The sequence below is a fragment of the Mycobacterium sp. 4D054 genome (genome assembly GCF_052245755.1).
In the GTDB taxonomy this organism is placed as follows: Bacteria; Actinomycetota; Actinomycetes; order Mycobacteriales; family Mycobacteriaceae; genus Mycobacterium.
On sequence record NZ_JBQQCF010000004.1, the window covers coordinates 53495 to 74632 of the forward strand.

General features: G+C 68.5%; 28 protein-coding genes and 1 other RNA gene. 21 read left to right on the forward strand and 8 right to left on the reverse strand.

The genetic code is table 11. From position 1 onward, the window contains the following. Positions 1 to 19: 19 nt before the first annotated feature. The 3 genes from ACTWP6_RS04910 to ACTWP6_RS04920 are packed head-to-tail and all read left to right on the forward strand — an operon-like array spanning position 20 to position 2959. Complete coding sequence (locus ACTWP6_RS04910) at positions 20 to 1144, forward strand: Nif3-like dinuclear metal center hexameric protein (RefSeq protein WP_443186987.1); 1125 nt, start codon at positions 20 to 22, stop codon at positions 1142 to 1144. Position 1145: 1 nt separating this feature from the next. Next, positions 1146 to 1883: a zinc ribbon domain-containing protein gene (locus ACTWP6_RS04915; protein WP_443186988.1), complete on the forward strand. Its 738-nt coding sequence runs from the start codon at positions 1146 to 1148 to the stop codon at positions 1881 to 1883. Then, a complete protein-coding gene (locus ACTWP6_RS04920) occupies positions 1880 to 2959 on the forward strand; it encodes a bifunctional RNase H/acid phosphatase (RefSeq protein WP_443186989.1) in 1080 nt (359 codons plus the stop codon). Before ACTWP6_RS04915 ends, ACTWP6_RS04920 begins: the two co-directional genes overlap by 4 nt. On the opposite strand, the gene ACTWP6_RS04925 is transcribed toward ACTWP6_RS04920, so the two are convergent. Continuing rightward, complete coding sequence (locus ACTWP6_RS04925) at positions 2950 to 3531, reverse strand: helix-turn-helix domain-containing protein (protein WP_443186990.1); 582 nt, start codon at positions 3529 to 3531, stop codon at positions 2950 to 2952. The two genes, ACTWP6_RS04920 and ACTWP6_RS04925, sit on opposite strands and share 10 nt — an antisense overlap. 47 nt (positions 3532 to 3578) lie before the next feature. On the opposite strand from ACTWP6_RS04925, the gene ACTWP6_RS04930 reads away from it, so the two are divergent. The 3 genes from ACTWP6_RS04930 (at position 3579) to ACTWP6_RS04940 (ending at position 6513) form a co-directional block, all read left to right on the forward strand. Next, positions 3579 to 4478 (forward strand): NAD(P)/FAD-dependent oxidoreductase, encoded by a 900-nt coding sequence (locus tag ACTWP6_RS04930; RefSeq protein WP_443186991.1) that lies wholly within the window; start codon positions 3579 to 3581, stop codon positions 4476 to 4478. A gap of 2 nt (positions 4479 to 4480) precedes the next feature. Beyond that, positions 4481 to 5098 carry a class I SAM-dependent methyltransferase gene (locus tag ACTWP6_RS04935; protein ID WP_443186992.1) on the forward strand — a complete coding sequence of 206 codons (618 nt, stop codon included), beginning with the start codon at positions 4481 to 4483 and terminating at the stop codon, positions 5096 to 5098. A gap of 119 nt (positions 5099 to 5217) precedes the next feature. Further along, complete coding sequence (locus ACTWP6_RS04940) at positions 5218 to 6513, forward strand: HNH endonuclease (protein WP_443186993.1); 1296 nt, start codon at positions 5218 to 5220, stop codon at positions 6511 to 6513. 41 nt (positions 6514 to 6554) lie between these two features. On the opposite strand, the gene ACTWP6_RS04945 is transcribed toward ACTWP6_RS04940, so the two are convergent. Both ACTWP6_RS04945 and ACTWP6_RS04950 read right to left on the reverse strand, forming a co-directional pair. Continuing rightward, positions 6555 to 6989 (reverse strand): VOC family protein, encoded by a 435-nt coding sequence (locus tag ACTWP6_RS04945; RefSeq protein WP_443186994.1) that lies wholly within the window; start codon positions 6987 to 6989, stop codon positions 6555 to 6557. 10 nt (positions 6990 to 6999) lie between these two features. Continuing rightward, on the reverse strand, positions 7000 to 7470 hold the full coding sequence (locus ACTWP6_RS04950) for a helix-turn-helix transcriptional regulator (RefSeq protein WP_260753661.1): 471 nt from the start codon (positions 7468 to 7470) through the stop codon (positions 7000 to 7002). 101 nt (positions 7471 to 7571) lie between these two features. On the opposite strand from ACTWP6_RS04950, the gene rnpB reads away from it, so the two are divergent. After that, positions 7572 to 7978, forward strand: an RNA gene (rnpB, locus tag ACTWP6_RS04955) — RNase P RNA component class A. Between the two features lie 26 nt (positions 7979 to 8004). On the opposite strand, the gene ACTWP6_RS04960 is transcribed toward rnpB, so the two are convergent. Continuing rightward, positions 8005 to 9186, reverse strand: coding sequence for a tyrosine-type recombinase/integrase (locus ACTWP6_RS04960; protein WP_443186995.1), 1182 nt, complete (start codon positions 9184 to 9186; stop codon positions 8005 to 8007). Between the two features lie 350 nt (positions 9187 to 9536). On the opposite strand from ACTWP6_RS04960, the gene ACTWP6_RS04965 reads away from it, so the two are divergent. From ACTWP6_RS04965 to ACTWP6_RS05025, 13 genes are all read left to right on the forward strand, one after another. Continuing rightward, complete coding sequence (locus ACTWP6_RS04965) at positions 9537 to 9785, forward strand: helix-turn-helix transcriptional regulator (protein WP_443186996.1); 249 nt, start codon at positions 9537 to 9539, stop codon at positions 9783 to 9785. A gap of 48 nt (positions 9786 to 9833) precedes the next feature. After that, on the forward strand, positions 9834 to 10055 hold the full coding sequence (locus ACTWP6_RS04970; protein ID WP_443186997.1) for a helix-turn-helix domain-containing protein: 222 nt from the start codon (positions 9834 to 9836) through the stop codon (positions 10053 to 10055). Next, the gene (locus tag ACTWP6_RS04975) at positions 10016 to 11068 is read left to right on the forward strand and encodes a hypothetical protein (protein WP_443186998.1); all 1053 of its coding nucleotides are present in this window, start codon (positions 10016 to 10018) and stop codon (positions 11066 to 11068) included. The genes ACTWP6_RS04970 and ACTWP6_RS04975 overlap by 40 nt, the downstream gene beginning before the upstream one ends. Then, on the forward strand, positions 11065 to 11319 hold the full coding sequence (locus ACTWP6_RS04980) for a hypothetical protein (protein ID WP_443186999.1): 255 nt from the start codon (positions 11065 to 11067) through the stop codon (positions 11317 to 11319). The genes ACTWP6_RS04975 and ACTWP6_RS04980 overlap by 4 nt, the downstream gene beginning before the upstream one ends. Before the next feature lie 262 nt (positions 11320 to 11581). After that, positions 11582 to 11770 (forward strand): hypothetical protein, encoded by a 189-nt coding sequence (locus tag ACTWP6_RS04985; RefSeq protein ID WP_443187000.1) that lies wholly within the window; start codon positions 11582 to 11584, stop codon positions 11768 to 11770. Positions 11771 to 11873: 103 nt separating this feature from the next. Further along, on the forward strand, positions 11874 to 12146 hold the full coding sequence (locus tag ACTWP6_RS04990; protein ID WP_443187001.1) for a hypothetical protein: 273 nt from the start codon (positions 11874 to 11876) through the stop codon (positions 12144 to 12146). Continuing rightward, positions 12143 to 13024, forward strand: a complete 882-nt coding sequence (locus tag ACTWP6_RS04995) for a hypothetical protein (RefSeq protein WP_443187002.1) — start codon at positions 12143 to 12145, stop codon at positions 13022 to 13024. The genes ACTWP6_RS04990 and ACTWP6_RS04995 overlap by 4 nt, the downstream gene beginning before the upstream one ends. Next, complete coding sequence (locus ACTWP6_RS05000; RefSeq protein WP_443187003.1) at positions 13021 to 13485, forward strand: helix-turn-helix domain-containing protein; 465 nt, start codon at positions 13021 to 13023, stop codon at positions 13483 to 13485. Before ACTWP6_RS04995 ends, ACTWP6_RS05000 begins: the two co-directional genes overlap by 4 nt. Before the next feature lie 6 nt (positions 13486 to 13491). Beyond that, on the forward strand, positions 13492 to 14079 hold the full coding sequence (locus tag ACTWP6_RS05005) for a hypothetical protein (RefSeq protein WP_443187004.1): 588 nt from the start codon (positions 13492 to 13494) through the stop codon (positions 14077 to 14079). Further along, positions 14076 to 14456, forward strand: coding sequence for a capsid cement protein (locus ACTWP6_RS05010; RefSeq protein ID WP_443187005.1), 381 nt, complete (start codon positions 14076 to 14078; stop codon positions 14454 to 14456). Before ACTWP6_RS05005 ends, ACTWP6_RS05010 begins: the two co-directional genes overlap by 4 nt. A gap of 57 nt (positions 14457 to 14513) precedes the next feature. Continuing rightward, positions 14514 to 15401 (forward strand): major capsid protein, encoded by an 888-nt coding sequence (locus ACTWP6_RS05015; RefSeq protein WP_443187006.1) that lies wholly within the window; start codon positions 14514 to 14516, stop codon positions 15399 to 15401. A 24-nt stretch (positions 15402 to 15425) separates the two neighbouring features. Then, a complete protein-coding gene (locus ACTWP6_RS05020) occupies positions 15426 to 15911 on the forward strand; it encodes a hypothetical protein (RefSeq protein WP_443187007.1) in 486 nt (161 codons plus the stop codon). 167 nt (positions 15912 to 16078) lie between these two features. After that, complete coding sequence (locus ACTWP6_RS05025; protein WP_443187008.1) at positions 16079 to 16465, forward strand: HNH endonuclease; 387 nt, start codon at positions 16079 to 16081, stop codon at positions 16463 to 16465. Between the two features lie 174 nt (positions 16466 to 16639). On the opposite strand, the gene ACTWP6_RS05030 is transcribed toward ACTWP6_RS05025, so the two are convergent. The 4 genes from ACTWP6_RS05030 to ACTWP6_RS05045 all read right to left on the reverse strand — a co-directional run bounded on the left by ACTWP6_RS05030 (position 16640) and on the right by ACTWP6_RS05045 (position 19868). After that, positions 16640 to 17659, reverse strand: a complete 1020-nt coding sequence (locus ACTWP6_RS05030; protein WP_443187009.1) for a hypothetical protein — start codon at positions 17657 to 17659, stop codon at positions 16640 to 16642. Further along, complete coding sequence (locus tag ACTWP6_RS05035) at positions 17623 to 18165, reverse strand: hypothetical protein (RefSeq protein ID WP_443187010.1); 543 nt, start codon at positions 18163 to 18165, stop codon at positions 17623 to 17625. The genes ACTWP6_RS05030 and ACTWP6_RS05035 overlap by 37 nt, the downstream gene beginning before the upstream one ends. Positions 18166 to 18909: 744 nt before the next feature. Then, positions 18910 to 19314: a YybH family protein gene (locus ACTWP6_RS05040; protein WP_443187011.1), complete on the reverse strand. Its 405-nt coding sequence runs from the start codon at positions 19312 to 19314 to the stop codon at positions 18910 to 18912. Continuing rightward, positions 19311 to 19868 carry a hypothetical protein gene (locus tag ACTWP6_RS05045; protein WP_443187012.1) on the reverse strand — a complete coding sequence of 186 codons (558 nt, stop codon included), beginning with the start codon at positions 19866 to 19868 and terminating at the stop codon, positions 19311 to 19313. Before ACTWP6_RS05045 ends, ACTWP6_RS05040 begins: the two co-directional genes overlap by 4 nt. A gap of 378 nt (positions 19869 to 20246) precedes the next feature. Between ACTWP6_RS05045 and ACTWP6_RS05050 the strand changes: the two genes are divergently transcribed. Beyond that, positions 20247 to 21110, forward strand: coding sequence for a bile acid:sodium symporter family protein (locus ACTWP6_RS05050; protein WP_443187013.1), 864 nt, complete (start codon positions 20247 to 20249; stop codon positions 21108 to 21110). Positions 21111 to 21138: the final 28 nt, after the last annotated feature.

The window sequence follows — 21138 nt, forward strand, 5'->3', positions numbered from 1 at the left end:
CGCGCACTAGTGTCGTGATGTGGCAAGTGTCCGGTTGGTCGACGTCATCGACGTGCTCGAAGCGGCCTATCCTGCCCGTCTGGCGCAGAGCTGGGATTCCGTCGGGCTTGTTTGCGGAGACCCGGCCGAGCCGGTGGAATCGGTCACCGTGGCCGTGGACGCCACCGCCGCGGTGGTGGCGCAGGTGCCCGAGGGCGGCCTGCTGCTGGCCCACCATCCGCTGCTGCTGCGGGGAGTGGATTCGGTGGCGGTGGACACGACGAAGGGCGCGCTGGTCCACTCGCTGATCCGCACCCGCCGCTCGCTGTTCACCGCGCACACCAACGCCGACAGCGCGTCGCCCGGGGTGTCGGACGCCCTGGCCGACACCTTGGGTCTCGAGGTTTGCGACGTCCTGTCGCCGGTGCCGTCCGGGCCTGCGCTCGATAAGTGGGTGGTGTTCGTGCCGGTCGAGAACGCCGAGGCGGTGCGTTCGGCGATGTTCGCCGCAGGCGCCGGGCAGATCGGCGACTACTCGCAGTGCAGCTGGAGTGTGGCGGGCACGGGCCAGTTCCTGCCGGGCGACGGCGCCGTACCGGCGATCGGGACGGTCGGCACCGTCGAGCACGTCGCCGAGGACCGCGTCGAGATGGTGGCCCCGGCCGCCCGACGGGGCGCGGTGCTCGCCGGGTTGCGCGCCGCACATCCCTACGAGGAACCGGCGTACGACATCGTGGCGTTGCAGAACCCGCCCGGCGACGTCGGGTTAGGGCGTATCGGGATCCTTGCGGAACCGGAACCCTTGTCGGCGTTCGTGTCCCGGGTCCGCGCCGCGCTGCCGAGCACATCCTGGGGGGTGCGCGCCTCCGGTGATCCCGACGCGGTCGTGTCCCGCGTCGCGGTCTGCGGCGGGGCGGGAGACTCGCTGCTGGCCGAGGTGGCGGCCGCGGGGGTGCAGGCCTACGTCACCGCCGATCTGCGCCACCACCCGGCCGACGAACACCGCCGCGCCTCGGACGTCGCGCTGATCGACGCCGCCCACTGGGCCACCGAGTTCCCGTGGTGCCATCAAGCCGCGGCCCTGCTGCGCACCCACTTCGGCTCGTCGCTGCCTGTCACGGTGTCCGACGTGCGTACCGATCCATGGAATGTCGAGGGATGTTGACGTGAAAGCCTCAGTGGCACAACAGCAGTTGCTCGCCGAGCTGGCCGAGCTCGACGCCGAGCTGGGCCGGCTCGGGCACCGCGCCAAGAACCTGCCCGAGCAGAAGGCGGTGGAGGAGGCGCAGGCCGCGCACCGTGCGGCCAACGACCGCCTCGCCGCGTTGCAGATCGCGCTGGCCGACCTGGACGCACAGATCGCCAAGTTCGACACCGAGATCGACGGCGTGCGTCAGCGCGAAGACCGCGACCGCGCGCTGTTGGACGGCGGGACCGTCGACCCCAAGCAGCTCGCCGACCTGCAGCACGAGCTGGAAACCCTGCAGCGGCGTCAGGCCAGCCTCGAGGATTCCCAGTTGGAGGTCATGCAGCGACGCGAGGATCTCGCGGCCGACCAGGCCCGCGAGTCGGCCACCGTCGACGAACTGCAGACCGCGCTGGACGACGCGCAACGCGCATGTGACGTTGCCCGCGCCGAGCTGACCGAGGGCGAGGGGCGGGCGGCGGCCAGGCGTGCGGAACTGGTCGCCGCGATCGACGACGAGCTCGTCACGCTCTACGAACGCCAACGTGCGCGCGGCGGCGTGGGCGCCGGTGTGCTGCAAGGCCGTCGCTGCGGAGCCTGCCGGATCGAGATCGACAAGGGCGAATCGGCGCGGATCGCCGCGGCCGCCGACGACGACGTGCTGCGGTGCCCTGAGTGCTCGGCGATCCTGTTGCGGGTCAAGGCTTCTCGTCCATGAAAGTGATTGTTGAGGCCGACGGCGGGTCGCGCGGTAACCCCGGGCCGGCCGGTTACGGTGCAGTGGTCCGGTCGGTGGACGACGATGCGGTGCTCGCCGAGGTGGCCGCACCGATCGGCACCGCGACCAACAACGTCGCCGAATACCGGGGTCTGATCGCAGGCCTCGAAGCCGCCGCGGAAGCGGGTGGCACCGAGGCGGAGGTCTTCATGGACTCCAAACTGGTGGTGGAGCAGATGTCGGGCCGCTGGCGGGTCAAACACCCCGACCTGGCGCCGCTGCACCGTCAGGCCGGCGACCTCGCGCGCAGGTTCGAACGCATCACCTTCACCTGGATTCCCCGCGCCGAGAACAGCCACGCCGACCGGCTCGCCAACGAGGCGATGGACGCGGCATCACGCAGGGAGACATCCACGGCGACAACGGAAGTAGTCACCAACCCGGCAGGCTGGACCGGAGCCAAGGGTGCGCCGACCAAGCTGCTGATGTTGCGGCACGGGCAGACGGCGTTGTCCGTGGAACGTCGTTACTCGGGCCGCGGCAATCCCGAGCTGACCGAACTGGGCGTCCAGCAGGCCGACGCGGCAGCCCGGTACCTCGCCGGCAAGGGCGGTGTCGACGTCGTCGTCTCGTCTCCGCTGCAGCGCGCCCACGACACCGCGACCGCCGCGGCCAAGGCGCTCGGGCTGGACGTCCAGGTCGACGACGACCTGATCGAGACGGATTTCGGTGCCTGGGAAGGGCTGACGTTCCTGCAAGCCTCCGAACGGGACCCCGAGCTGCACCGGCGCTGGCTGCGTGACACCTCCGTGCCTCCACCCGGTGGTGAGAGTTTCGACGACGTCGCGACGCGGGTGTCGAGGGCGCGACAGCGGCTGATCGCCGAGCACCCGGGCAAGACCCTGCTTCTGGTGTCCCACGTGACGCCCATCAAGACGCTGCTGCGGATGGCCCTCGACGCGGGGCCGGCGATCCTGTACCGATTGCATCTGGACCTGGCGTCGCTGTCGATCGCGGAGTTCTACCCTGACGGCGCCGCCTCGGTGCGTCTGGTCAACCAGACCGCCTACCTGTGATCGCCGTGCACGTGCACGCGTTCACCGTGCAGGCCGAACAGCGCGATGGCCTCCACCGGTCCGTTGACGACACCGAACCAGTGCGGGGTCCAGGTCGAGAACTCCACGGCCTCACCGGGTTTGATCGTGAAGTCGCGGTCTCCCAGCAGCAGGCGAAGTTGGCCGGACAGCACGTACATCCAGTCGTGACCTTCGTGGACCGGTAGCTCGGCCGGGGGAGTGCGCCTTCGGGCGCTGACCCGGATCTTGTAGGCGTGCAGACCTCCCGCCGGTCCCTGACCGGTCAACGGCCAGAACGTGATCTGGTTGTGCGTGTGTGAGCGCCCGTGCACCCGCGGATCCTCGACGTCGGGGGCGCGAAGCAGTTCGTCGGTGCTGACCGACAGGGCAGCCGCCAGGCGGGGCAGATGATCCAGTGCCAGCCGGCGCTTTCCGGATTCCAGCCGGCTCAAGGTGGAGACGTCGATACTGGACTTGGTGGCCACATCCTCGAGCGTCATGCCGCGCTGCATGCGCAGGTCTCGCAGGCGTCGCCGCACCCGGACGTCCACGCTCTCGTCGTTTGCCTTCATGGCAAATCAGCTTGGCATCCGATGGCGCGGCGGTGCAAGGTCGTCTCATGGACAAGTTGTGGGACTGCGTGATCGTCGGTGGCGGCGCTGCCGGGCTGAGTGCCGCGCTGGTACTCGGCCGGGCGCGGCGGCACACGCTCGTCGTCGACGCCGGTGCGCAGAGCAATCTCGCCGCTCACGGGATCGGCGGCCTGCTGGGCTTTGACGGTGTGCCTCCTTCGGAGCTCTACGCGCGGGGACGTCGAGAGCTGGCTGCCTATCCCAGCGTGCGGGTGCTCGACGGGCAGGTGGTCAACGCCGTCGCCGACCGCGAATTCACCTTGGTCCTGGCCGAGGGCAACACGGTGCGGGCCAGACGGGTGCTTCTCGCGACGGGAATGCGCTACGAGTCGCCGGCGGTCCCGGGACTGGCGGAGTTGTGGGGGAGGTCGGTGTTCCACTGTCCGTTCTGCCACGGCTGGGAGGTTCGCGATTCGCCGCTGGCGGTGCTGGCCGACGGCGATCGCGGAGTGCACATGGCGATGCTGCTGCGCGGTTGGAGCGAGGACGTCGTTCTGCTGAGCCAGGATCTCACCGACACGCACCGGTCGCGGTTGGCCGAAGCCGGAGTGGTGGCCGAAGAGCAGCCGGTCGCCGAACTGGTTTCGCGGGACGGCGAATTGGAGTGTGTGGTGTTCGCGGACGGAACCAGCCTGGCCCGGCGTGGGTTGCTGGTGGCCGCGACGCTGCACCAGCGCTCGGCACTCGCGGCTGAGTTGGGCGTGAGATTCGCTGCGCCGGGCCCGGTTTCGGTGGAGGCGATCGAGGTGGACGGAATGTTCCGAACGTCGGTGTCCGGCGTGTTTGCGGCGGGCGACGTGTGCGCGCAGATGCCGCAGGTGGCGGCCGCGGTGGCGGCCGGGTCTGCGGCGGCAGCATCAATAGTGGCGAGTTTTCTGGAGGAGTGATGATGGCATCTGAGGTCAAACAGCATTGGGAGGACCGGTACGCCGAGAGGGACCGAATCTGGAGCGGGCGGGTGAACCGGTGGCTCGCCGAAACATCCCAACTGGAAAAGCCAGGCCGGGCACTGGATCTCGGTTGCGGGGAGGGGGGTGACACGGTGTGGCTGGCCGAGCAGGGCTGGCACGTCGTCGGTGTCGATATCTCCGAGACTGCGCTGGAACGTGCCGCCGCCGAGGTGGCGGCACGCGGGTTGACGGACCGGGTGCGGCTGGTGCAGATGAACCTGTCCGAGACATTCCCCGACGGCGCGTTCGACCTGGTGTCGGCGCAGTTCCTGCAGTCGATGGTGCATCTGGACCGGGAGCGCATTTTCGCCGCGGCCGCGCGGGCGGTGGCGCCCGGTGGCCTGCTGGTGGTCGTCGATCATGCGGCGGCGCCGCCCTGGGCGGTACACGTGCGCGACCATGTCTTCCCGACCGTCGACGAGGTGCTGGCGTCGATCGACCTCGGAGAAGGGAAGTGGGATCAGGTCCGGATCGGCACGGTGGAGCGTGAGGCCGTCGGGCCGGACGGTCAGCAAGGACTGCTCCAGGACAACCTGATCGTGATGCGGCGGCTCTGACTTCGTCGATCAGCTCTTCGCGGATCGGGTGACGATGGCTTGTCTCCCCGCCTGCCTTGCGGTCAGATCTTCCGGCTGGTGGGGCGGGGTTGTCAGAGGTGCAGGGTAGCGTCGGGTTTATGTTCGAAAGTGTGTTCGATGTCGATTTCGATGTTGATGAGGGGGCGTCGCAGGCCGAGTTGCGGGCGGTGGTCGAGCGGTGTGAAGCACTGAAATCGGCCGCGGCCGCCGCCCAGGCCCGCGCGACCGCGTTGTGGGCGGCCAAACGCCGCGCCGCCGAGGACGCCGCCGGGATCCGCGCCGATCGGCGCGGTAAAGGGTTGGCCTCCGAGATCGCGCTGGCCCGCCGTGATGCCCCGGTGTGCGGGGGCCGCCATCTCGGGTTCGCCCAGGCCCTGGTCGAGGAGATGCCCTACACGTTGGCCGCGCTGGCGTGCGGGGCGCTCTCGGAATGGCGGGCCACCCTGATCGTGCGGGAATCCGCCTGCCTGTCGGTGCAGCATCGCCTCCAACTCGATGAAGAGCTGTGTGCCGATCCGTCGCGGTTGACGGGGTGGGGCAACAAGCGCGTGGAGGCCGAGGCGAAGAAGGTCACCGCCCGCCTGGACGCCGCGGCGGTGGTGGCACGGATCAACAGCAGCGCCGCCGATTGTGCGGTGTCCTGCCGGCCCGCCCCCAACACCATGGTCTACGTCACGGTGCGGCTGCCGCTGGCCCAGGGGGTCGGGCTGTATGCGGCCTGCCGGCGGGCCGCCGACACCAGCGGTGACGGGCGCCCGCGCGGGCAGGTGATGGCCGAGACGATCTATGAACGGGTCACCGGGCATCCCGCTGCCGGGCCGGTGCCGATCGCGTTGAATCTGGTGATGGCCGATACCACCCTGGCCGGTGATGACGACGAGCTGGGCTGGCTGGACGGGTACGGTCCGGTCCCGGCCGGGTTCTGCCGGGCCCTGACCGCCGATGCGGTTGCTGATGCCCAACCCAAAGCCACCCTGCGCCGGCTCTACCGCCATCCCGACAGTGGGCAGTTGGTGGCGATGGAATCGGCCGCCCGGATCTTCCCGAAAGGGTTGGCGCAGCTGCTCGAGCGCCGCGACCGCACCTGCCGGACCCCGTACTGCAACGCCGTGATCCGCCACCACGACCACGCCATACCCGATCGGGCCGGCGGGCCGACCAGCGCACGCAACGGGCTCGGGATGTGCGAGGCCTGCAATTACGCCAAAGAAGCCCCCGGCTGGCAGGTCAACACCACCGAATCCGACGGGGAGCACACCGCCGAATTCATCACCCCCACCGGCTCGGTCTACCGCTCGACCGCACCCCAACTCCCCGGCCCACCGGTCCGCCGCCGCCTCAGCCTCCTCGAAGGCAAACTCACCATCGACCTCATCACCTTCGACGCCGCGTAATCGCGGCAGGTCAACCGGCGCCGGGCATCTGGCGCGTGTCTTCAGCTGCGTTGCGGGACCGCGGCGAGCTGGGTGAGGCGCACGCTGTTGCCCGAAGGATCCCGGAATCCGCAGTCGATGCCGTAGGGCATCTCGTGGGGTTCCTCGGTGAACTCGACGCCGCGTGCCTTCAGCTCCTCGTAGCTGGCGCGGCAATCGTCGGTGCTCAGGAAAATGGTGCCGGCGAAGCCCTTTGCGGTGAGTTCGAGTACCTGCTTCCTGGTGGCGTCGTCCATGACGGGTTCGCCGGGGACGGCCATCAGCACGATCGACACATCGTCCTGGCCGGGCGGCCCGACCGTGAGCCACCGGAAGATGCCGTCGACATCGGGCAACGAAACATCCTGGCGCACTTCCAGACCCACCTTCTCGGTCCAGAACTTCAACGCGGCTTCCTGGTCGTGAACCCACAGATGGGCACTGGCAATCTTGATCATGGCGCCGACGCTACGGCCGCACCGATCCGCGTGTCTTCTCCCCGTGTGCTGTTTTTGCGACGCGGGTGTCGGCCTTCGGGCGGGTGTCGCGCTGCAGAATGCAGCTGGGAATCCGCGCGTGGACGGCAGCGGGCGGCATCGAAGCTCGGTATGCCGCCGGAGGCGTACCGTAGGCGCGCGCGAAACTGGTGGTGAACGACCCGACGCTCTGCAGCCCGACCATCACGCAGATGTCGGCTACCGACCTGTCGGTGTGGCGCAGCAGGGCCGCCGCCCGCTCAAGGCGTCGGGTCTGCAGGTACGCACGCGGCGACTCGCCGAATGTCTGGGTGAATGTGCGGCTGAAGTGAGCCCGGGACAATCCGGCGGCGGCCGCGAGGTCGGCGACGGTGATCGGCTCTGAGTAGCGCGCGTCGGCCAGGTCCTTGGCCCGCATCAGGTATCGGGCCGGCGGAAGCATGTCCCGGGCTGGCGGAAGCATGTCCACAGTATCGCGCGCAGCTGGGCTCGATGTTCGTCACCAGCTGAGCTCGGTGTTCGTTAACGGAATCGGCGCCCGAACCATTACGTTGTTAGGGCGGATGAGCTGGCTGGGCGGCCGCGGCACCATACGGTGTCGAGGAAAGTCCGGACTTCACAGAGCAGGGTGATTGCTAACGGCAATCCGAGGTGACTCGCGGGAAAGTGCCACAGAAAACAGACCGCCACCCCAGCGCCTGCGGGCGCTCGGGGAGGTAAGGGTGAAAAGGTGCGGTAAGAGCGCACCAGCATCCCGGGTGACCGGGGTGGCTTGGTAAACCCCACCCGAAGCAAGGCCAAGAAGGCCGCAACCTGGTTGCGGCCATGCAGGCGCCTGAGGGTTGCTCGCCCGAGCCTGCGGGTAGGCCGCTTGAGGCACCCGGCGACGGTGTGTCCAGATGGATGGTCGCCGCCTCGCTGCCAGCCATGGTGGCGGGGAACAGAATCCGGCTTACAGGCCGGCTCATCCGCCCCGCCCGTCTGACCTGCAAGTTCGTCAGCCGGGCGTCGCGACCGTCCGCAGTGCGTCCGCAGCAGATCCGAGTACCGAGTCGATGGCGTCCCGCGTTCGGTCGTCCGAATCCGGCCACAGGTGGCTGTAGGTGTCCAACGTTTCGACCGCGCTGGCGTGGCCCAGCCGAGCCTGCACCGTCTTCACGCTCTCGCCGTGCCGGATCAGGAGGCTCGCGTAGTAGTGCCGCAGCGCGTGGAACCCGGTGCCGGCCGGCAGGCCCGCGGTGTCGACCGCCGACCGCCACTTGTGGCCGAACACCGACCGCGTGATCGGCTTGCCCGAGACGGTGAACACCAGCCCGTCCGGTCCGGCGGGGAAAGCGGCGAGGTGCGCTGCGAGGGCGTCGACGACGACCTGGGGGAGCGGGATGGTCCGGTTACTCGCCCGCGTCTTCGGCGGCCCAAACGTCGGCGCCTGCCCGGCCACGGTGACGAGCTGACGGTCCACCGTCACCGTGCGTTCCAGGAACCGCAGCCGGTCGACCGTCAGGCCGAAGCACTCGCCCTGCCGCATGCCCGTTCCGGCGGCCAACGTCACGAGGGTCTGCATCGGCGCCGGTAATGCGTCGCGTACCGCCGAAACCTGTTCGGTCGTCAACGGCACGATCTGCGCCCGCTCCACCTTCGGCAACTTGGTGCCATCGCACGGGTTAGCGACAACCCGGCGGTCCCGGATCGCCGACTTCATCACCGTCGACACGATGCCGTGGACGACGCCGACGGTCGCCGGCGCCAGATCGAGCCCTTTCACCCACGCCTGCACGTCGCTCGGCAGGATCGCCGACAGGTGGCGGTCGCCCAGGGTCGGGTACGCGTGCCGACGCAGCATCGTCTCGACGTGAGCCCGCGAGCTGGGACGCTGCACCTGCATGTCCCGCCACCGTTCCGCATAGTCGCGGAACGTGACCTGGCCGGCCTTCGGGTCAACGTACTGGCCGGTGACAACCGCCGCGGTGACCTCGTCGAGCCAACGTTGCGCGTCCGCTTTCCGCGCGAACCCCTTGGCGTGCTCGCGACCAACGTCGTCGACATAGCGGGCGCGCCAACGCGATCCCTTGCCGTGGTTGGCACTTGGCTCGGTCTTAGTGGTGCCGTCGGGTAGCCGAACCGTCCGCGTCCACCGGTCCTCGATGCCTGCCCGACGGTTGCGTCTCGTTGTCGCCATGATCCCTCTTGCCTTCGTCGCTGCGGTCTCACCCATGATGCAACGCCGTGTCAACACCGCAACCCTTGTGTGCGCCAGTGCATCCGCTCGACATCGACTTCGACATAGCGGGTTCTTCAAGGTTGGCATCGAGGACAACATGGACCTGATGTGCAGGACACAGGGCATCGTCGCAGCTAGGCGCCGCAACAGCCCTGGGTCGGCCGTCAGGTCCGCGTGGTTGCACTGCAACCAAATAGCCTCTGTTGCAACATAGTTGGCCGATGAACGCGCGTGCGACCTGTCGGGTCGCAATGGCACAGTGTGTCCGAACGGGGCAAAGCCCCAGGAAAAACGCAGAGGAGTTCAACATGTCGACAACCACCCGCCACCGGCACACCACGACCGCGTCCGCGTCATCGGACGCCGACCAACTACTCGGCACCATCGAGCTGTCGCAGTGGATCGGTGTGCCCGCCGGAACACTGAGGAACTGGCGATCGAAGGGGTGCGGGCCGGCATCGTTCAAGGTCGGCAACCGCACGGTATACCGCCGCCGGGCCGTGGAGGCATGGCTTGCGACGCAGGAGATGTCGACCAAGCGTGGCGGTGTCGAATAGTGATGTGGCGCAACGAATCAAGTCTTTACTGGAACCGAGAGGCATCCCATGACGACGAACCGCAATCCGAGCGGTGACCGCGCCGCCCTGCTGACGTTTGCGCAGGTCGCCGCCCGTTTGGGTGTCCACCCCGACGACGTGCGCCGCTGGGCGCGCACCGAGCAATGTCCGACGGTGCGCATCGGCCGCAAGGTGCGGGTGCCCGCGGCGTGGGCGGATGATCCGAAGGGGTGGTGCCCGACCGCGGCGTGGGACGGCGGCAACAGGTGATCACACGACGAGAAGGCCCGTACAGCTCGGTTGAGTGGCGCCGGCAGGTGCTTGGCGCCACGGGGCTTTCGGCCGATCAGAAGAACGTGCTGATCGCTTTGGAGACCTACGCCGATTATCGGGACGGCACCAACGCCCGTCCGGGCGACGATCGCCTGGCGGCAATGTGCAACCTGAAGCCGCGGGCCGTGCGTAACGCGATGGCGTTGGGGCGGGAACTTGGCCTGATCGAACGCACGTCGCCAGCAAACCCGAAGCGGGGACTTGCGGCGGTCTACCGGCTGGTCACCACCGGCACCGCCGTGCCGGTGGAACCATCCACCACCGGCACCGCCGTGCCGGTGGAACCGTGCCAATACCGGCATGGCGGTACCCCAATACCGGCACCGCCAGACCGCACCACCGGCACCGCCGTGCCGCCCACCTTCCAGTACCTACCAAGTACCAAGGGGGAGTCACCTAAGCCGGGGACGTCACCAGCGGCGGATGGTCCCGACCCGGACGACCCCTTCCGGGATTCATCTGCAAACAGCAAACCGGCAACGGCAGCGGCTACCGCCGCGCCGGCACGCATCCCGGCGCGGGTCGCTGCGCTGCCGCTGCCGATGAACCACCGGCCGAAGGACTTCCCCGACCCCGAGCCCGCGCCGTTCTGCGCGAACCACCCCGGCGGCACCAGCGAGCCATGCCGGGACTGCGGCGACGTCCGCAAGGCGCACGACGCGTGGGAGGTGGCGCGCAAGGGGTGGCGCGCGGAGCACGCCGCCGCCAACCGCGCCTGGCGGGCCGCCTGCGACGAGTGCGACGACGAAGACGGCTGCGTCAAAGACCCGGACGACGAGCTGGGCGTCGCGGTGCGGTGCCCGCACGCCACGATCTGGTGGCAGTGGTGGCAGCACCACCTAAGGCGGCCACGATGCCCGCAGCATGCCGGCCGCTCGGTCGCCGCCGCGGTCGACTGCGCGGACTGCGCCCGCGCGGGCATCGTCGACGGTCGGCGGGAGGCGTCGTGAAGCGCGACCCCGACCAGTTGGCGCTTTGGTACCGGTGCATCGTCTGCCGTGAGGTCATCCTTGGCGCGGACCTGGACCCGCACGGCGCGCCGCCGAAACACGGTCACGCGATGTGCGCTGTCGCCGCCTACCGGTGGCATCACCACATCGCCGACTATGGCGCCACGACACCGGGCGCCCGTCATCGGCGCCATGCCCGACGCGGATGGGTCCGCCGCGCCGATGCGCCCGCCCTGCGAGTGGTGTCATGACCCGCCTTCGCGCCGATGAACGGACGGCGCGGGCGGCACGCATGGCGGCGATCCGCTCTTGCCGGCGCTGCGATCCGAACGGGTGGCGCCTTGGGGCGGACTGCACGCCGGTCGAGCCGGCGGTGCGGTGCGACCACGGGACGCCGGCCGTGCCAGCGACGGATAGGGACATCATCGCGCCGCTACATGAACCACGAGCCGCCGCTTTGCCGCCGGAACGGCGTTCCGCGGCAACAGAACCCGAGACTGGGAGTCAGGCACCGTGAGGACGCATATCGACGCCGCTGCGGCGGTGCCCGACGTTGTGGCGAAGCGTGAACCGGCCAGGGTCTCGATCCGCGTCGGTCCGGTGTCGATCACCGCCACCGTGGATGAGGCGCTCGCGCTGGCGCACGACATCGCCGACGCCGTCGCCACGCTGCGCGCCGCATACCCGGACGGTCGGCCATGATCGCCGCCGCACTGGACGCCGCCCGCCTGCTGATCGGGTTCGCGGTCGGCTACCTAGCCACCCGCACGTTCACCAACGCCGATACACCCACGAAGGAGATCCGATGAGAACCGAAACTGGCGCATGGCTAGACCCGATGATCGAGGCCGCCGCGGCAACCGGCATCGACTCCGCCGCGCTGATGCGGCAGGCGTCAATGCCAGCCGCGGAGGCCGGCGTCCCGTTCCTCGATGACCTGGCACGCCATACGCCGCCCGGCGCGGTGGCCCGCGGCATCGACTGGATCCACTTCGGGCACCTACTACGCCACGAACTCGGCTGGGACGACACCTATCCCGCGCTCCCCGACTTCCCCGAACTGCGGGAGACGGCATGACCGGCCCAGCCGCGCGCGACGACGATCCCGGTGAGGCCGAGGCGTTGGCGCGCGTGAACCGGATACGGGTCGCCCGCGGCCTACCGCCGATCGTGGAGCGTGACCCGAACGCGGTGCGCGACGATCTGGTCACCGACCGTGACGCCATGATGCTCGCCGTCGCGGCGTTGCGGCGCGCCGATGCAGGCGGCGCGGTGCCGGTGGCGTTTGAGGCCGCAACCCGCGGGTTCGTCGGCGACATGTTCGACGTCGTGCCCTACGCCGTCGCCACCGTCATCCGTGACCGCGTGCCCGCGACCCACCAGTGCGCGGTGACCGAGGCCCTCGACGACGTGCTCGAACAGTTCGACGACGGTCCCGGCGGCTGGGCGCGCGCCCAGATCGTGTTGCACCACATCGCCGACGCCACGCGGGCCGGCATCGCGGCCGGCATCGTCGCCGAAGGGTCCGGCGCGATCGACCACGCCACCGGCCTGCCGGTGCCCGAACCACCCGACCAACTCGCCGCCGCGGCAAACTTCGCGGCCGGGTTCGTCTACGCCGACCTCATCGACCGACTCACCGCCGAACTCGCCCCGATGGCCGGCCTGCCGGCCTTCGTCTACGCCCTCGACGCTGGTCACGAAACCCGTTGCCGCCGTGCCGCTGTGCTCAACGCGTTGGCGCAACTGCGCGGGGATACCGACATGCAGGAGGAGGCGGTCCGGGTCGCGCTCATCGTGTGCCACGGCCGGCCCGGTATGCGGCCTTCGGACGTGTTCGGCGCCGGGCAGCCGGTGCTGTTGTTGCCCGCCGACGCCACGGCCGCCGACGTCGAGGCCGCCCTGATCGCCGAACTCGCCGCGATCGCCGACACCGACGACGGCACCGGCCCGTGATCCGGGTGCCACCCGGCGCGCTCATCCTCGACGGCGCCGAGGTCAACTACGTGGCGCGGGCGTTGGAGCACCTCGCGCAACTCATGGCCGAACGGCGCGACGCCGGCGGCAATCCCACCCCGTCGCAGCCCTCGGCGCGACTGGTGGCGTTCACCACGAAACTGCGACGCTCTGCCGATTCACTGCGGCTCGGTGAAGCCGCGGCTGACCACGCACAAGGCGTCGAACCGTCAGCGCAACCGGCAGATGTGCGTGCGCCGCAACGTGTTTCGGTGCACGGTAGGCGCCATGAATACCGCACCGGCGACGCTGCGCGCATACTCGGGCTGTCCGCCTCGGGTGTCCGCGACCTTGCGCGCCGGGGGCGGCTACCGGCTCGTCATACCGGCACGCGGTGGGTATATCCGGCGGACGCCGTCGACGCCGAAGCCGAACGCAGGGCGGCGCGCCGCGCGGGGTGACCGCTGATGCCGGCCGTCAACGTGGTGTCGATCCCGAATTTGCCGCTGCTGCACACCGGCGAGCACGAGGCGTCAACCGGGCCGTGGACGGTCACCGCCGACGACCTGCGGTCGATTGTTGACGCGCACACCGCCGGGATCGCCACCCCAGTCCTCAAGCTCGGCCACCAGGGTCCGATGCGTGACGCCGCACCCGCGCTCGGCTCGGTGACGGCGCTGCGCATCGTCGGCGGCACGCAGTTGGTCGGCACACTCACCGGTGTTCCGCGGGCGATCGCGGGTGTGCTGGCCCGCGCCTACCCGCAGCGCAGCGTGGAGTGCCTGCTCGACCACACCGACCGCGCCGGCCGCACCTGGCCGTGCGTCCTCGTCGGCGTCGCCCTCCTCGGCGCCACCCACCCGGCGGTCAAGGAACTCGAAACCCTCGACGACGTCTGCCACCTCTACGGCGTCGACGTCGCCGCAGCCGGCCGCCGGGTGGTCATCGCATCGGCGCACCCGTCCGCCGCAGACCGCGCCCGCGCCGTCGCGCTCGCACGCGCCCGCCGCACCCGTTCGGCCCGATCCATCTCCTACGAAAGGACACCCTCGTGAGCACCACCATCCAGCAGGCACACGTCTATGCACCAGGCGAGTCGATCACCGCCGAGGCGACCGCGCCCGTCACCGCCCGACGGGTGGTGAAGGTGAGCGGGAACCGGACCGCGGCCGGCAACCTCGCCGTCGCACCCGCCGGTGCCGGTGCGGTCGCCCTCGGCGTTGCGGCCAACGACGCCGTGGCCGGGCAGTTGGTGCGCGTGGCCCGCGGCGGCGTGGTCCGCGTCATCGCCGAAGCCGTCATCGCCGCCGGCGCCGCCGTGCAGGTAGGCGCGGCCGCCGGTGTGGTCACCGCGACCACCGGCGCCGTCGTCGGTCACGCCGTCACCGGTGCCACGGCCGGCGGTGTCGCCGAGATTGCGTGGCCGGCGTGATGACCACGTTTCCCGTTCACCCTGCCGACCACGTTCGGCCCACCGGAAGGAATTGACATGACCTCGGCTCTCACACCCCAGCTGAACGGTCGAGTGATGAGCGTGGATGCCGCTCTGCGGCAGCCGTCGCTCATCCAGGCGCAGATCGCGCGCCTCGCCGACGACGTCCTCCTGGCGCCGAAGTTCCTGCGGCAGTTGGGTGCACCGGTCACCGGTGGCGGACTGCTGTTCCACACCGTCGCGGCGTCGGACTTCTACTCCACCGATGTGGAGATGCGGACGCCGGGCGCAGAGTATCGAGTGGTGGAGGGTGTGGACCCCACGCCTTCCGTTGCGGCGGTGGAGGATTGGGGCGGAAAGTTCTTCATCGCCGACGAGGTGATTACCCGCAACACCGTCAACTACCTCGACAACCAGACCACCCAGCTCGCCAACACCATTGCGCGCAAGCTTGATTCGCGCCTCATGGCGAAGGTGACCGCGGCCGGTATCGGCACGTTGGTACCCGCGCACGGCTGGGACGACCTCACCTTCGTTGGCCCGTTGACCGACATCACCCCGTCGGCGGACCGGCCCACCGCGCACTTCGCCGAAGTGCAGGAGATGGCCGACCTCGAGGAGCTGGGGGTGCGCCACGACCTGCTCATCGTGCACCCCGAACAGGCGCGGCAGTTGCGCACCGCTTACGCCGAGGACCTCGACGCCGCACTCGAATCCGCCGGCTTCACCAACGGCATGTTCGCCAACCCGCGGGTGCCGATCGGCGTCGCCTACACCGTGGCTCAAGGCATGGTCGGCACCATCGGCTGGGAATCCGCTGGCCTGGTCACCGAGGTCATCGACGACCGCCACAAGCGCGGCAAGTGGGTCCAGGCCTACGCGGTTCCGGCCATCGCGATCGACCGCCCGTATGCCGCCAAGCGCATCAACGGACTCAGCGCCTAAGCGCGCGGAAGGGATTGCAGCACAATGGCACTCACACTCAACGATGACCAGGAAGCCGACCTGCTGAAGCTGCTCGGCCTGCCCGATGCTGCGCCGGGTGATACCGACGCCGGCCTCGTCCTCGACACGATCGTCGACCTCGCCGCGCAAATCGAAGCCCTTGACCCGGCCAAGCCGTCGACCGTGGCCGCCGCCGCCAAGCGCAACGGTATGGAGGTCATCGACACCGCCACCGCCGAGGCACTCCGACGGGACGCCGCCGAAGGTCGGCGTGTTGCCGCCGCAGCCGCACGCCAGCGCGTCGAGGCATCGGTCGACGACGCGATCGGCAAGGGCAAGATCACCCCGGCCCGCCGCAAGCACTGGGTGTCGGTCATCGAGGCCGATCCCGGCATGGCCGACGTGCTGGCCAGCTATCCCAACGAGATGGCGGTGCCCATGACCCAGATCGGTCACGCCGCCGATACCGGCACCGGCGACCTCGACCAGCCCGCAGGCTGGTTCTGGTGATCCGGCGGACCGCCTGGGCATCCCGCGCGGACTAGCGGCCCGCACGCACCCAGGTCGTCGGGTCCGGTCGTCAGATCCCGGACCCGGCACGCGGCACCCCGGCCAGGAGGGAACCTTCGCCCGCGGCCGGGTCGGGGTGCCGCACCACCCAACCGAAAGGGCGCACCATGCCGTCACGCGCCGGCCGCGTCCCACCGCCACCGAGCGGGAAACGCAAGCGCACCAACCGCGAACGCGGCGTCGGATGGCAACACACCCAACAGCGCGAACGGCTCCTCACCCGCCACCGGGACGGCCGCCCTTGCTGGTGGTGCGGCAAGCCGATGTGGCGCGACGCCGCCCGCAACCCCGACGGGGAACCGCTGCACGCCGACCACACCAAGGCGCGATCGAAGGGCGGCACGACCGCCGATCGGCTACTCCACGCCACCTGCAACCGGACCCGCGGTGACGGCAGCCGCGACCACGGTCGCCCGGCCGCCCAGGCGCCCGCAGACGACGCCGGCGTCGACCTCGGCCCGCTGGCCATGCCCTGGCCGGACTTCGACCGCTGACCGTCCACAGGGGCGGCGCCTGACCCCCCCCACCCCGAGAATGTCGACGGGGGCGGGTACCGGACTCCCACGCGGTAGTTCGGATTTTTTGTTCCGCGGCCTAGAAACACCCGGGGAGACCCAGAGCTAACCGGTCGTAGTGCCGTTGGAACTTGTTGGGGGGCATCGGAACCGCTATATGTCGCGGATGGTCTGACCGTGTTGTTCCAGCACATTCTGGTAGCCCTGTATTGCCTCCCGGATCATCTCCGCAATTGGCGACAAGGGATTGGGGCTGAAGTACCAAACCAAGCTGTCCCACTTGATAGGCGTGAGCTCTGGTAGCAGCGCGAGGGCGGGAAGCCTGGAGGCGGTCGGCAACACCTCTGCCATTAGCCCTCCTTCCCAACGGATGGAATGTTTGAACATCTTGAAGTAGCCGGTGCCCGTTTCGCTATCTTCGACGACCCGAATGGCAACGACCGCAATGTTGCCGAGCGACCAAGAAACCTGCGTCAATCCCATCACACGGCCGCTGCCGAAACGTATAGGCCCGACGCCGCCGAAAGTGTGGCTGTGCTCGGGATACATGGTGCGTCCAATGAATATGTGCCAATCGGGTATATCGCGACCCTCGTACAAAGCCGAGAAGTCTCCCGGTTGGGGTACCGAAACGTGCTCGTGATGGGACCGGAGCACCGCAACCTTGATTGCCCATCGCCTAAAAACAGTGGGATCACATTGGGATTCATCCGCGTAGGGGTCCAGCAGCCATGGTTCGACGGAAGAATCGAGATCGTTCATCCATCCGTTGTTGCAGTAGTCGCAGACAGGCTTCGCCACGACTTCGAACAGGGATTCTGGGCGGCTCAGCTTGGCCTCGAAGTCGCGCCCGTACTTCGTGAACGCACGCTCGCCCATGGGTTCGTTTTTCGGTAGAACACTAGTAACGATCTTGTCTTTCCAAGACGATCGGAAAATGTGCTCACGCGTCATGATGACTGCCTGCGACGTCGGATCAGACGGATCGACGAGGTCTCCTTTTGCCCGCCCGCAGAACATGCAGCGGCGCTGAGCCGTGGACTTTCCGGGCACGGCAATCAACGCTACCGGCATCGTGACCGAGCACGCCGTCACGACAAGCCGGACGAGACGCATACATGACGCGGCGAGATCGACTACCTGTTCGCTGCGCGGGTCGCTGTTGTCACGCACTCACCGACGGCGTCGTTGTACGTCGCCCAATCGCTGGGGATGAGGTCGCGCCCGTCGGGCACGAGGGTGTGTCGTCGCGCGTCGCTGCTGAGCCCGTAGATCGTGCCGCCAGACATCACCCACGAGTCGGCGCTCGACACGCGCGTGCCGGCCGCGTCGACAATGTTGCCGCCGACGATAACCATGCCGGACGGGCCGCTCACCGATTGGGCGTTTTCGAGGTGCTTACCGTCGGTGAAGGCAGCATTGATCAGGTCGACGATCCGCGCCGGCGCTTCGTCGCATCCGGGCCCGGCTGCGGGTGCCGGCGTGTTCGGCGCCGCGGGTGCGCCGGGCAGCGCGGGAGGGTTGGTCGGCGGCGTCGTCATCGGCACCGGCGATATGCGCGGGATGTCATCATTGGCCGCCGTGGTGGTCGAGGTCGTGGCATCCGATCCCGAACCGCCACCGCATCCGACGAGTGCCGACGACGCAGCGATTCCGAGCACAACGATGATCCCCCGCATGGTTCGGCACCCTATCTCGCACGTCGCTTCGTGGACGGGTGATCGCAGTCCAAGGCGGGCGCACCGTCCGCAGATCGTCCGCAGTAGGTTCAACTACGGTGTGATCGCGCGTAGGCGGTGAACGCTTGTGACCTGCGGGTTCGTGACGCGGTGAACGCGGCGTGACACGGCAAACGCCCAGCGCACATGTTCCGGCTTACAGGCCAGCTCATCCGCCCCACCGGCCACAGGTGGCGGTACGTGTCGCGGCCGGCGCGCACACTGGCGGCACGAGTGATCCGGCGGCATCGGCCGCAGTGCCAGCGGCGGCGAGTTCGATTGCCGACTAGTCCGATCGTAGTGTCGACGAGCACGATGTCGCCTGTGCGGTAGGTGCGGGCGCAAGTTGAAGGTGCTGACATTGCTCAGCGCCGTGCCGGATCTGGATCGAGGTTGCCGGTCCAGAGGGGCGATCTCTTTGGTTCCGCCGACGACGGCCGGCCGCAGGCGGGTAGACAGGTGCCCTCCCGCTGCATCCGGCGCTGAATCGCCTCGATCTCCTCGCCGCCTGCGATGCCCTGAAGGAACTGCGCGGCGTCGTATTCGGCGGTTTCATAGGCGCCGCCGGTTCATGATGTGGGCGGTGTCGCGCGGGTTGAGCCAGTCGGCTGCACCTGATCCAGCAACTCCGAGCGCCACGTTTCCACCCCCAGCCGAGGTTTAAGGAACTCGTAGCGGCCGCGAGCTCCAAGGGCGACCCGTCGGTCACAGCGCGCGCCGACCCTTCGCCCACGCCCATGCCGCGACCCGCCATCCGTCGGCGCCGCGGCGAAGCGCCACCGTGAACGTCGCGCCGGTCTGGGTCACCGTCCTCCCGTTGACGTCGAACGTCATCGTGGCCGGAACCACCACATACGCACTGTCGCCGGTCGTGTCGTTGTGCACCGGCTCACCGATGGTGACGTGATAGCCCGACGCGCCCGCATGGTCGCCTTCGGCCAAGACGTCGCGGTACCAGTCCGCCGCGGCCGTCGGCCCCAGCCAAAGGTGCGGTGGCATACCGTCGAGGATCGAGCCGTCGGAAGCGAACGCCTCCGACATCGCCGCGGGATCCCCGGCGTTGAACGCGTCCAAGTACGCGTGAACAGCTTCGAGGGGAGTGTCGCTCATTGCATCTGGTCGAGCATATTCGAAAACGCCGCCTTCAGGCGCAGCGCCTTTTTCACCTCATCGGCCGTGACATACGGGTACTCGCCGTATTCCAGGAAGCTCGGCACATGATGCTCGCGGACAAATTTGACGAAAGCGGACGGATTGGTTTTCCAGTCCTCGGGAAAACCCTCGAGGTTGGTGAACACGGTGTCGATACCTGTTGCGCTGAACAACTCCACTGCATCCTCGGTGTACTTGTCGAAGTCGGTGTCGAAGATGCCCTGATACTGGAAGTACAGGTCATCCCCGATCGGGAACACCTGCCAGCGCAGGTAGTGCAGCTTCAGCACTTCTAGCACCGTGGGATCGGCCGCTACCGCTGCTTCCAGCGTCTTGCCATGCTCGCGAATGACGTCCTCGCGTCCCGGTATCACCTTCGCGATGATCGAGAACCCATAGCAGGCAGGTGTTTTCGGAAAGATGGGACCGTAGCGGCCACGCTCTTCCTCGAAGTAGCCGCCCTTGGGGATGGCCACCGCGGCCGGCCGAGACCAGTCCTCATCGTTGGGCATCACTTGCTCCTCACGACACCTCGACCCCGACTAGCCGTGACGGTAGCACCGACGGACTTCCACCATCTGGTAACGATGGGCAATTCACCGGTCCGTCCGGCTTCACACCGTGCCGACCCACCATGTTCGATCGATGACCGCATCCAATGGTGCGCTTGCGAATTCAACGAATCACCCTAATAGGGGCTCTGCCACCGGCGGATGTCAACGCTTTACGGCCCGAAAGCGCTGCCACACAGGGCCCGACTACGTACAGTACGGGTGCGGCGGCAAGCCAAATCCTCGCCACCGCGTCCAATCATCAACGCGGCCCGACGGATTGAGACCCCCGCTCCACGGGCAGCGCCGAAGCGGACCAGCCGAACCGAGGTCAACGCGATGATGGCTGTACTGCAGCACGCCGTCCCCATCGCCACGCTGATCTTCGTAGTGTCGAGCATGCTGGCGATGGGGCTGGGGCTCAGGATCACCGAGATCACCGCCCCGCTACGCAATGCGCGGCTGGTGGCGATGTCTCTGTTGGCCAACTTCCTGTTGATGCCCGCCGCGGCGGTGCTCCTGGCCAAGGTGCTTGCTCTGGATGAACCGTTCGCAGTGGGCCTGCTGCTGCTCGGCGTCGCCGCCGGCGCCCCGTTTCTGCCCAAGCTCGCCCAAATTGCCAAAGGCGATCTGGCGTTCGCGGTCGCCTTGATGGTGGTGCTGATGGTCATCACCGTCGGCTACCTGCCGCTGGTGCTACCGATGCTGCTGCCCGGCGTCTCGGTCAACCCCGGCCAGATCGCCCGCTCCCTGATCGTGCTGATGCTGCTGCCCCTGGCCGTTGCGCTCGCAGTCAACGCCAAACTTCCCCGCGTCGCCGCGGCCGTCAAACCCTGGTGCGACCGGCTCTCCAGCCTCGGTCTGGTCGCCGTGGTGGTGCTGCTGGTGGTGGTCAACTTCCGCAACGTGCTCTCGGTGTTCGGCACCCGCGCCATCCTGGCCGGCCTGCTGTTCATCACCATCGGCTACGCCCTCGGCTGGGGGCTGGGCGGGCCGGCCGCCGCAACGCGGCCGGTGCTGGGATTGGGAACCGCCCAGCGCAACATCGCCGCCGCACTGGTGGTCGGGGGACAGAGCTTCACCGATCCCAGCGTGGTGGTCATGGTCGTGGTCGTGGCCATCGTCAGTCTGCTGGTCCTGCTGCCGCTGTCGCGGGCATTGGCCCGCCGCACCGCGGCCGGCGATGAAGCACCGAGACCATGACCATCCCGGATGACGGCGACGTAGACGC

What these genes read in the sequence shown, in the direction of transcription:
- ACTWP6_RS04920 (WP_443186989.1), top strand. Translation starts at nt 1,880, where the DNA reads ATGAAAGTGATTGTTGAGGCCGACGGCGGGTCGCGCGGTAACCCCGGG.
- ACTWP6_RS04925 (WP_443186990.1), bottom strand. Translation starts at nt 3,531, where the DNA reads ATGAAGGCAAACGACGAGAGCGTGGACGTCCGGGTGCGGCGACGCCTG.
- ACTWP6_RS04930 (WP_443186991.1), top strand. Translation starts at nt 3,579, where the DNA reads ATGGACAAGTTGTGGGACTGCGTGATCGTCGGTGGCGGCGCTGCCGGG.
- ACTWP6_RS04935 (WP_443186992.1), top strand. Translation starts at nt 4,481, where the DNA reads ATGGCATCTGAGGTCAAACAGCATTGGGAGGACCGGTACGCCGAGAGG.
- ACTWP6_RS04940 (WP_443186993.1), top strand. Translation starts at nt 5,218, where the DNA reads ATGTTCGAAAGTGTGTTCGATGTCGATTTCGATGTTGATGAGGGGGCG.
- ACTWP6_RS04945 (WP_443186994.1), bottom strand. Translation starts at nt 6,989, where the DNA reads ATGATCAAGATTGCCAGTGCCCATCTGTGGGTTCACGACCAGGAAGCC.
- ACTWP6_RS04950 (WP_260753661.1), bottom strand. Translation starts at nt 7,470, where the DNA reads ATGCTTCCGCCAGCCCGGGACATGCTTCCGCCGGCCCGATACCTGATG.
- ACTWP6_RS04960 (WP_443186995.1), bottom strand. Translation starts at nt 9,186, where the DNA reads ATGGCGACAACGAGACGCAACCGTCGGGCAGGCATCGAGGACCGGTGG.
- ACTWP6_RS04965 (WP_443186996.1), top strand. Translation starts at nt 9,537, where the DNA reads ATGTCGACAACCACCCGCCACCGGCACACCACGACCGCGTCCGCGTCA.
- ACTWP6_RS04970 (WP_443186997.1), top strand. Translation starts at nt 9,834, where the DNA reads ATGACGACGAACCGCAATCCGAGCGGTGACCGCGCCGCCCTGCTGACG.
- ACTWP6_RS04990 (WP_443187001.1), top strand. Translation starts at nt 11,874, where the DNA reads ATGAGAACCGAAACTGGCGCATGGCTAGACCCGATGATCGAGGCCGCC.
- ACTWP6_RS04995 (WP_443187002.1), top strand. Translation starts at nt 12,143, where the DNA reads ATGACCGGCCCAGCCGCGCGCGACGACGATCCCGGTGAGGCCGAGGCG.
- ACTWP6_RS05005 (WP_443187004.1), top strand. Translation starts at nt 13,492, where the DNA reads ATGCCGGCCGTCAACGTGGTGTCGATCCCGAATTTGCCGCTGCTGCAC.
- ACTWP6_RS05015 (WP_443187006.1), top strand. Translation starts at nt 14,514, where the DNA reads ATGACCTCGGCTCTCACACCCCAGCTGAACGGTCGAGTGATGAGCGTG.
- ACTWP6_RS05020 (WP_443187007.1), top strand. Translation starts at nt 15,426, where the DNA reads ATGGCACTCACACTCAACGATGACCAGGAAGCCGACCTGCTGAAGCTG.
- ACTWP6_RS05025 (WP_443187008.1), top strand. Translation starts at nt 16,079, where the DNA reads ATGCCGTCACGCGCCGGCCGCGTCCCACCGCCACCGAGCGGGAAACGC.
- ACTWP6_RS05035 (WP_443187010.1), bottom strand. Translation starts at nt 18,165, where the DNA reads ATGCGGGGGATCATCGTTGTGCTCGGAATCGCTGCGTCGTCGGCACTC.
- ACTWP6_RS05040 (WP_443187011.1), bottom strand. Translation starts at nt 19,314, where the DNA reads ATGAGCGACACTCCCCTCGAAGCTGTTCACGCGTACTTGGACGCGTTC.
- ACTWP6_RS05045 (WP_443187012.1), bottom strand. Translation starts at nt 19,868, where the DNA reads ATGCCCAACGATGAGGACTGGTCTCGGCCGGCCGCGGTGGCCATCCCC.
- ACTWP6_RS05050 (WP_443187013.1), top strand. Translation starts at nt 20,247, where the DNA reads ATGATGGCTGTACTGCAGCACGCCGTCCCCATCGCCACGCTGATCTTC.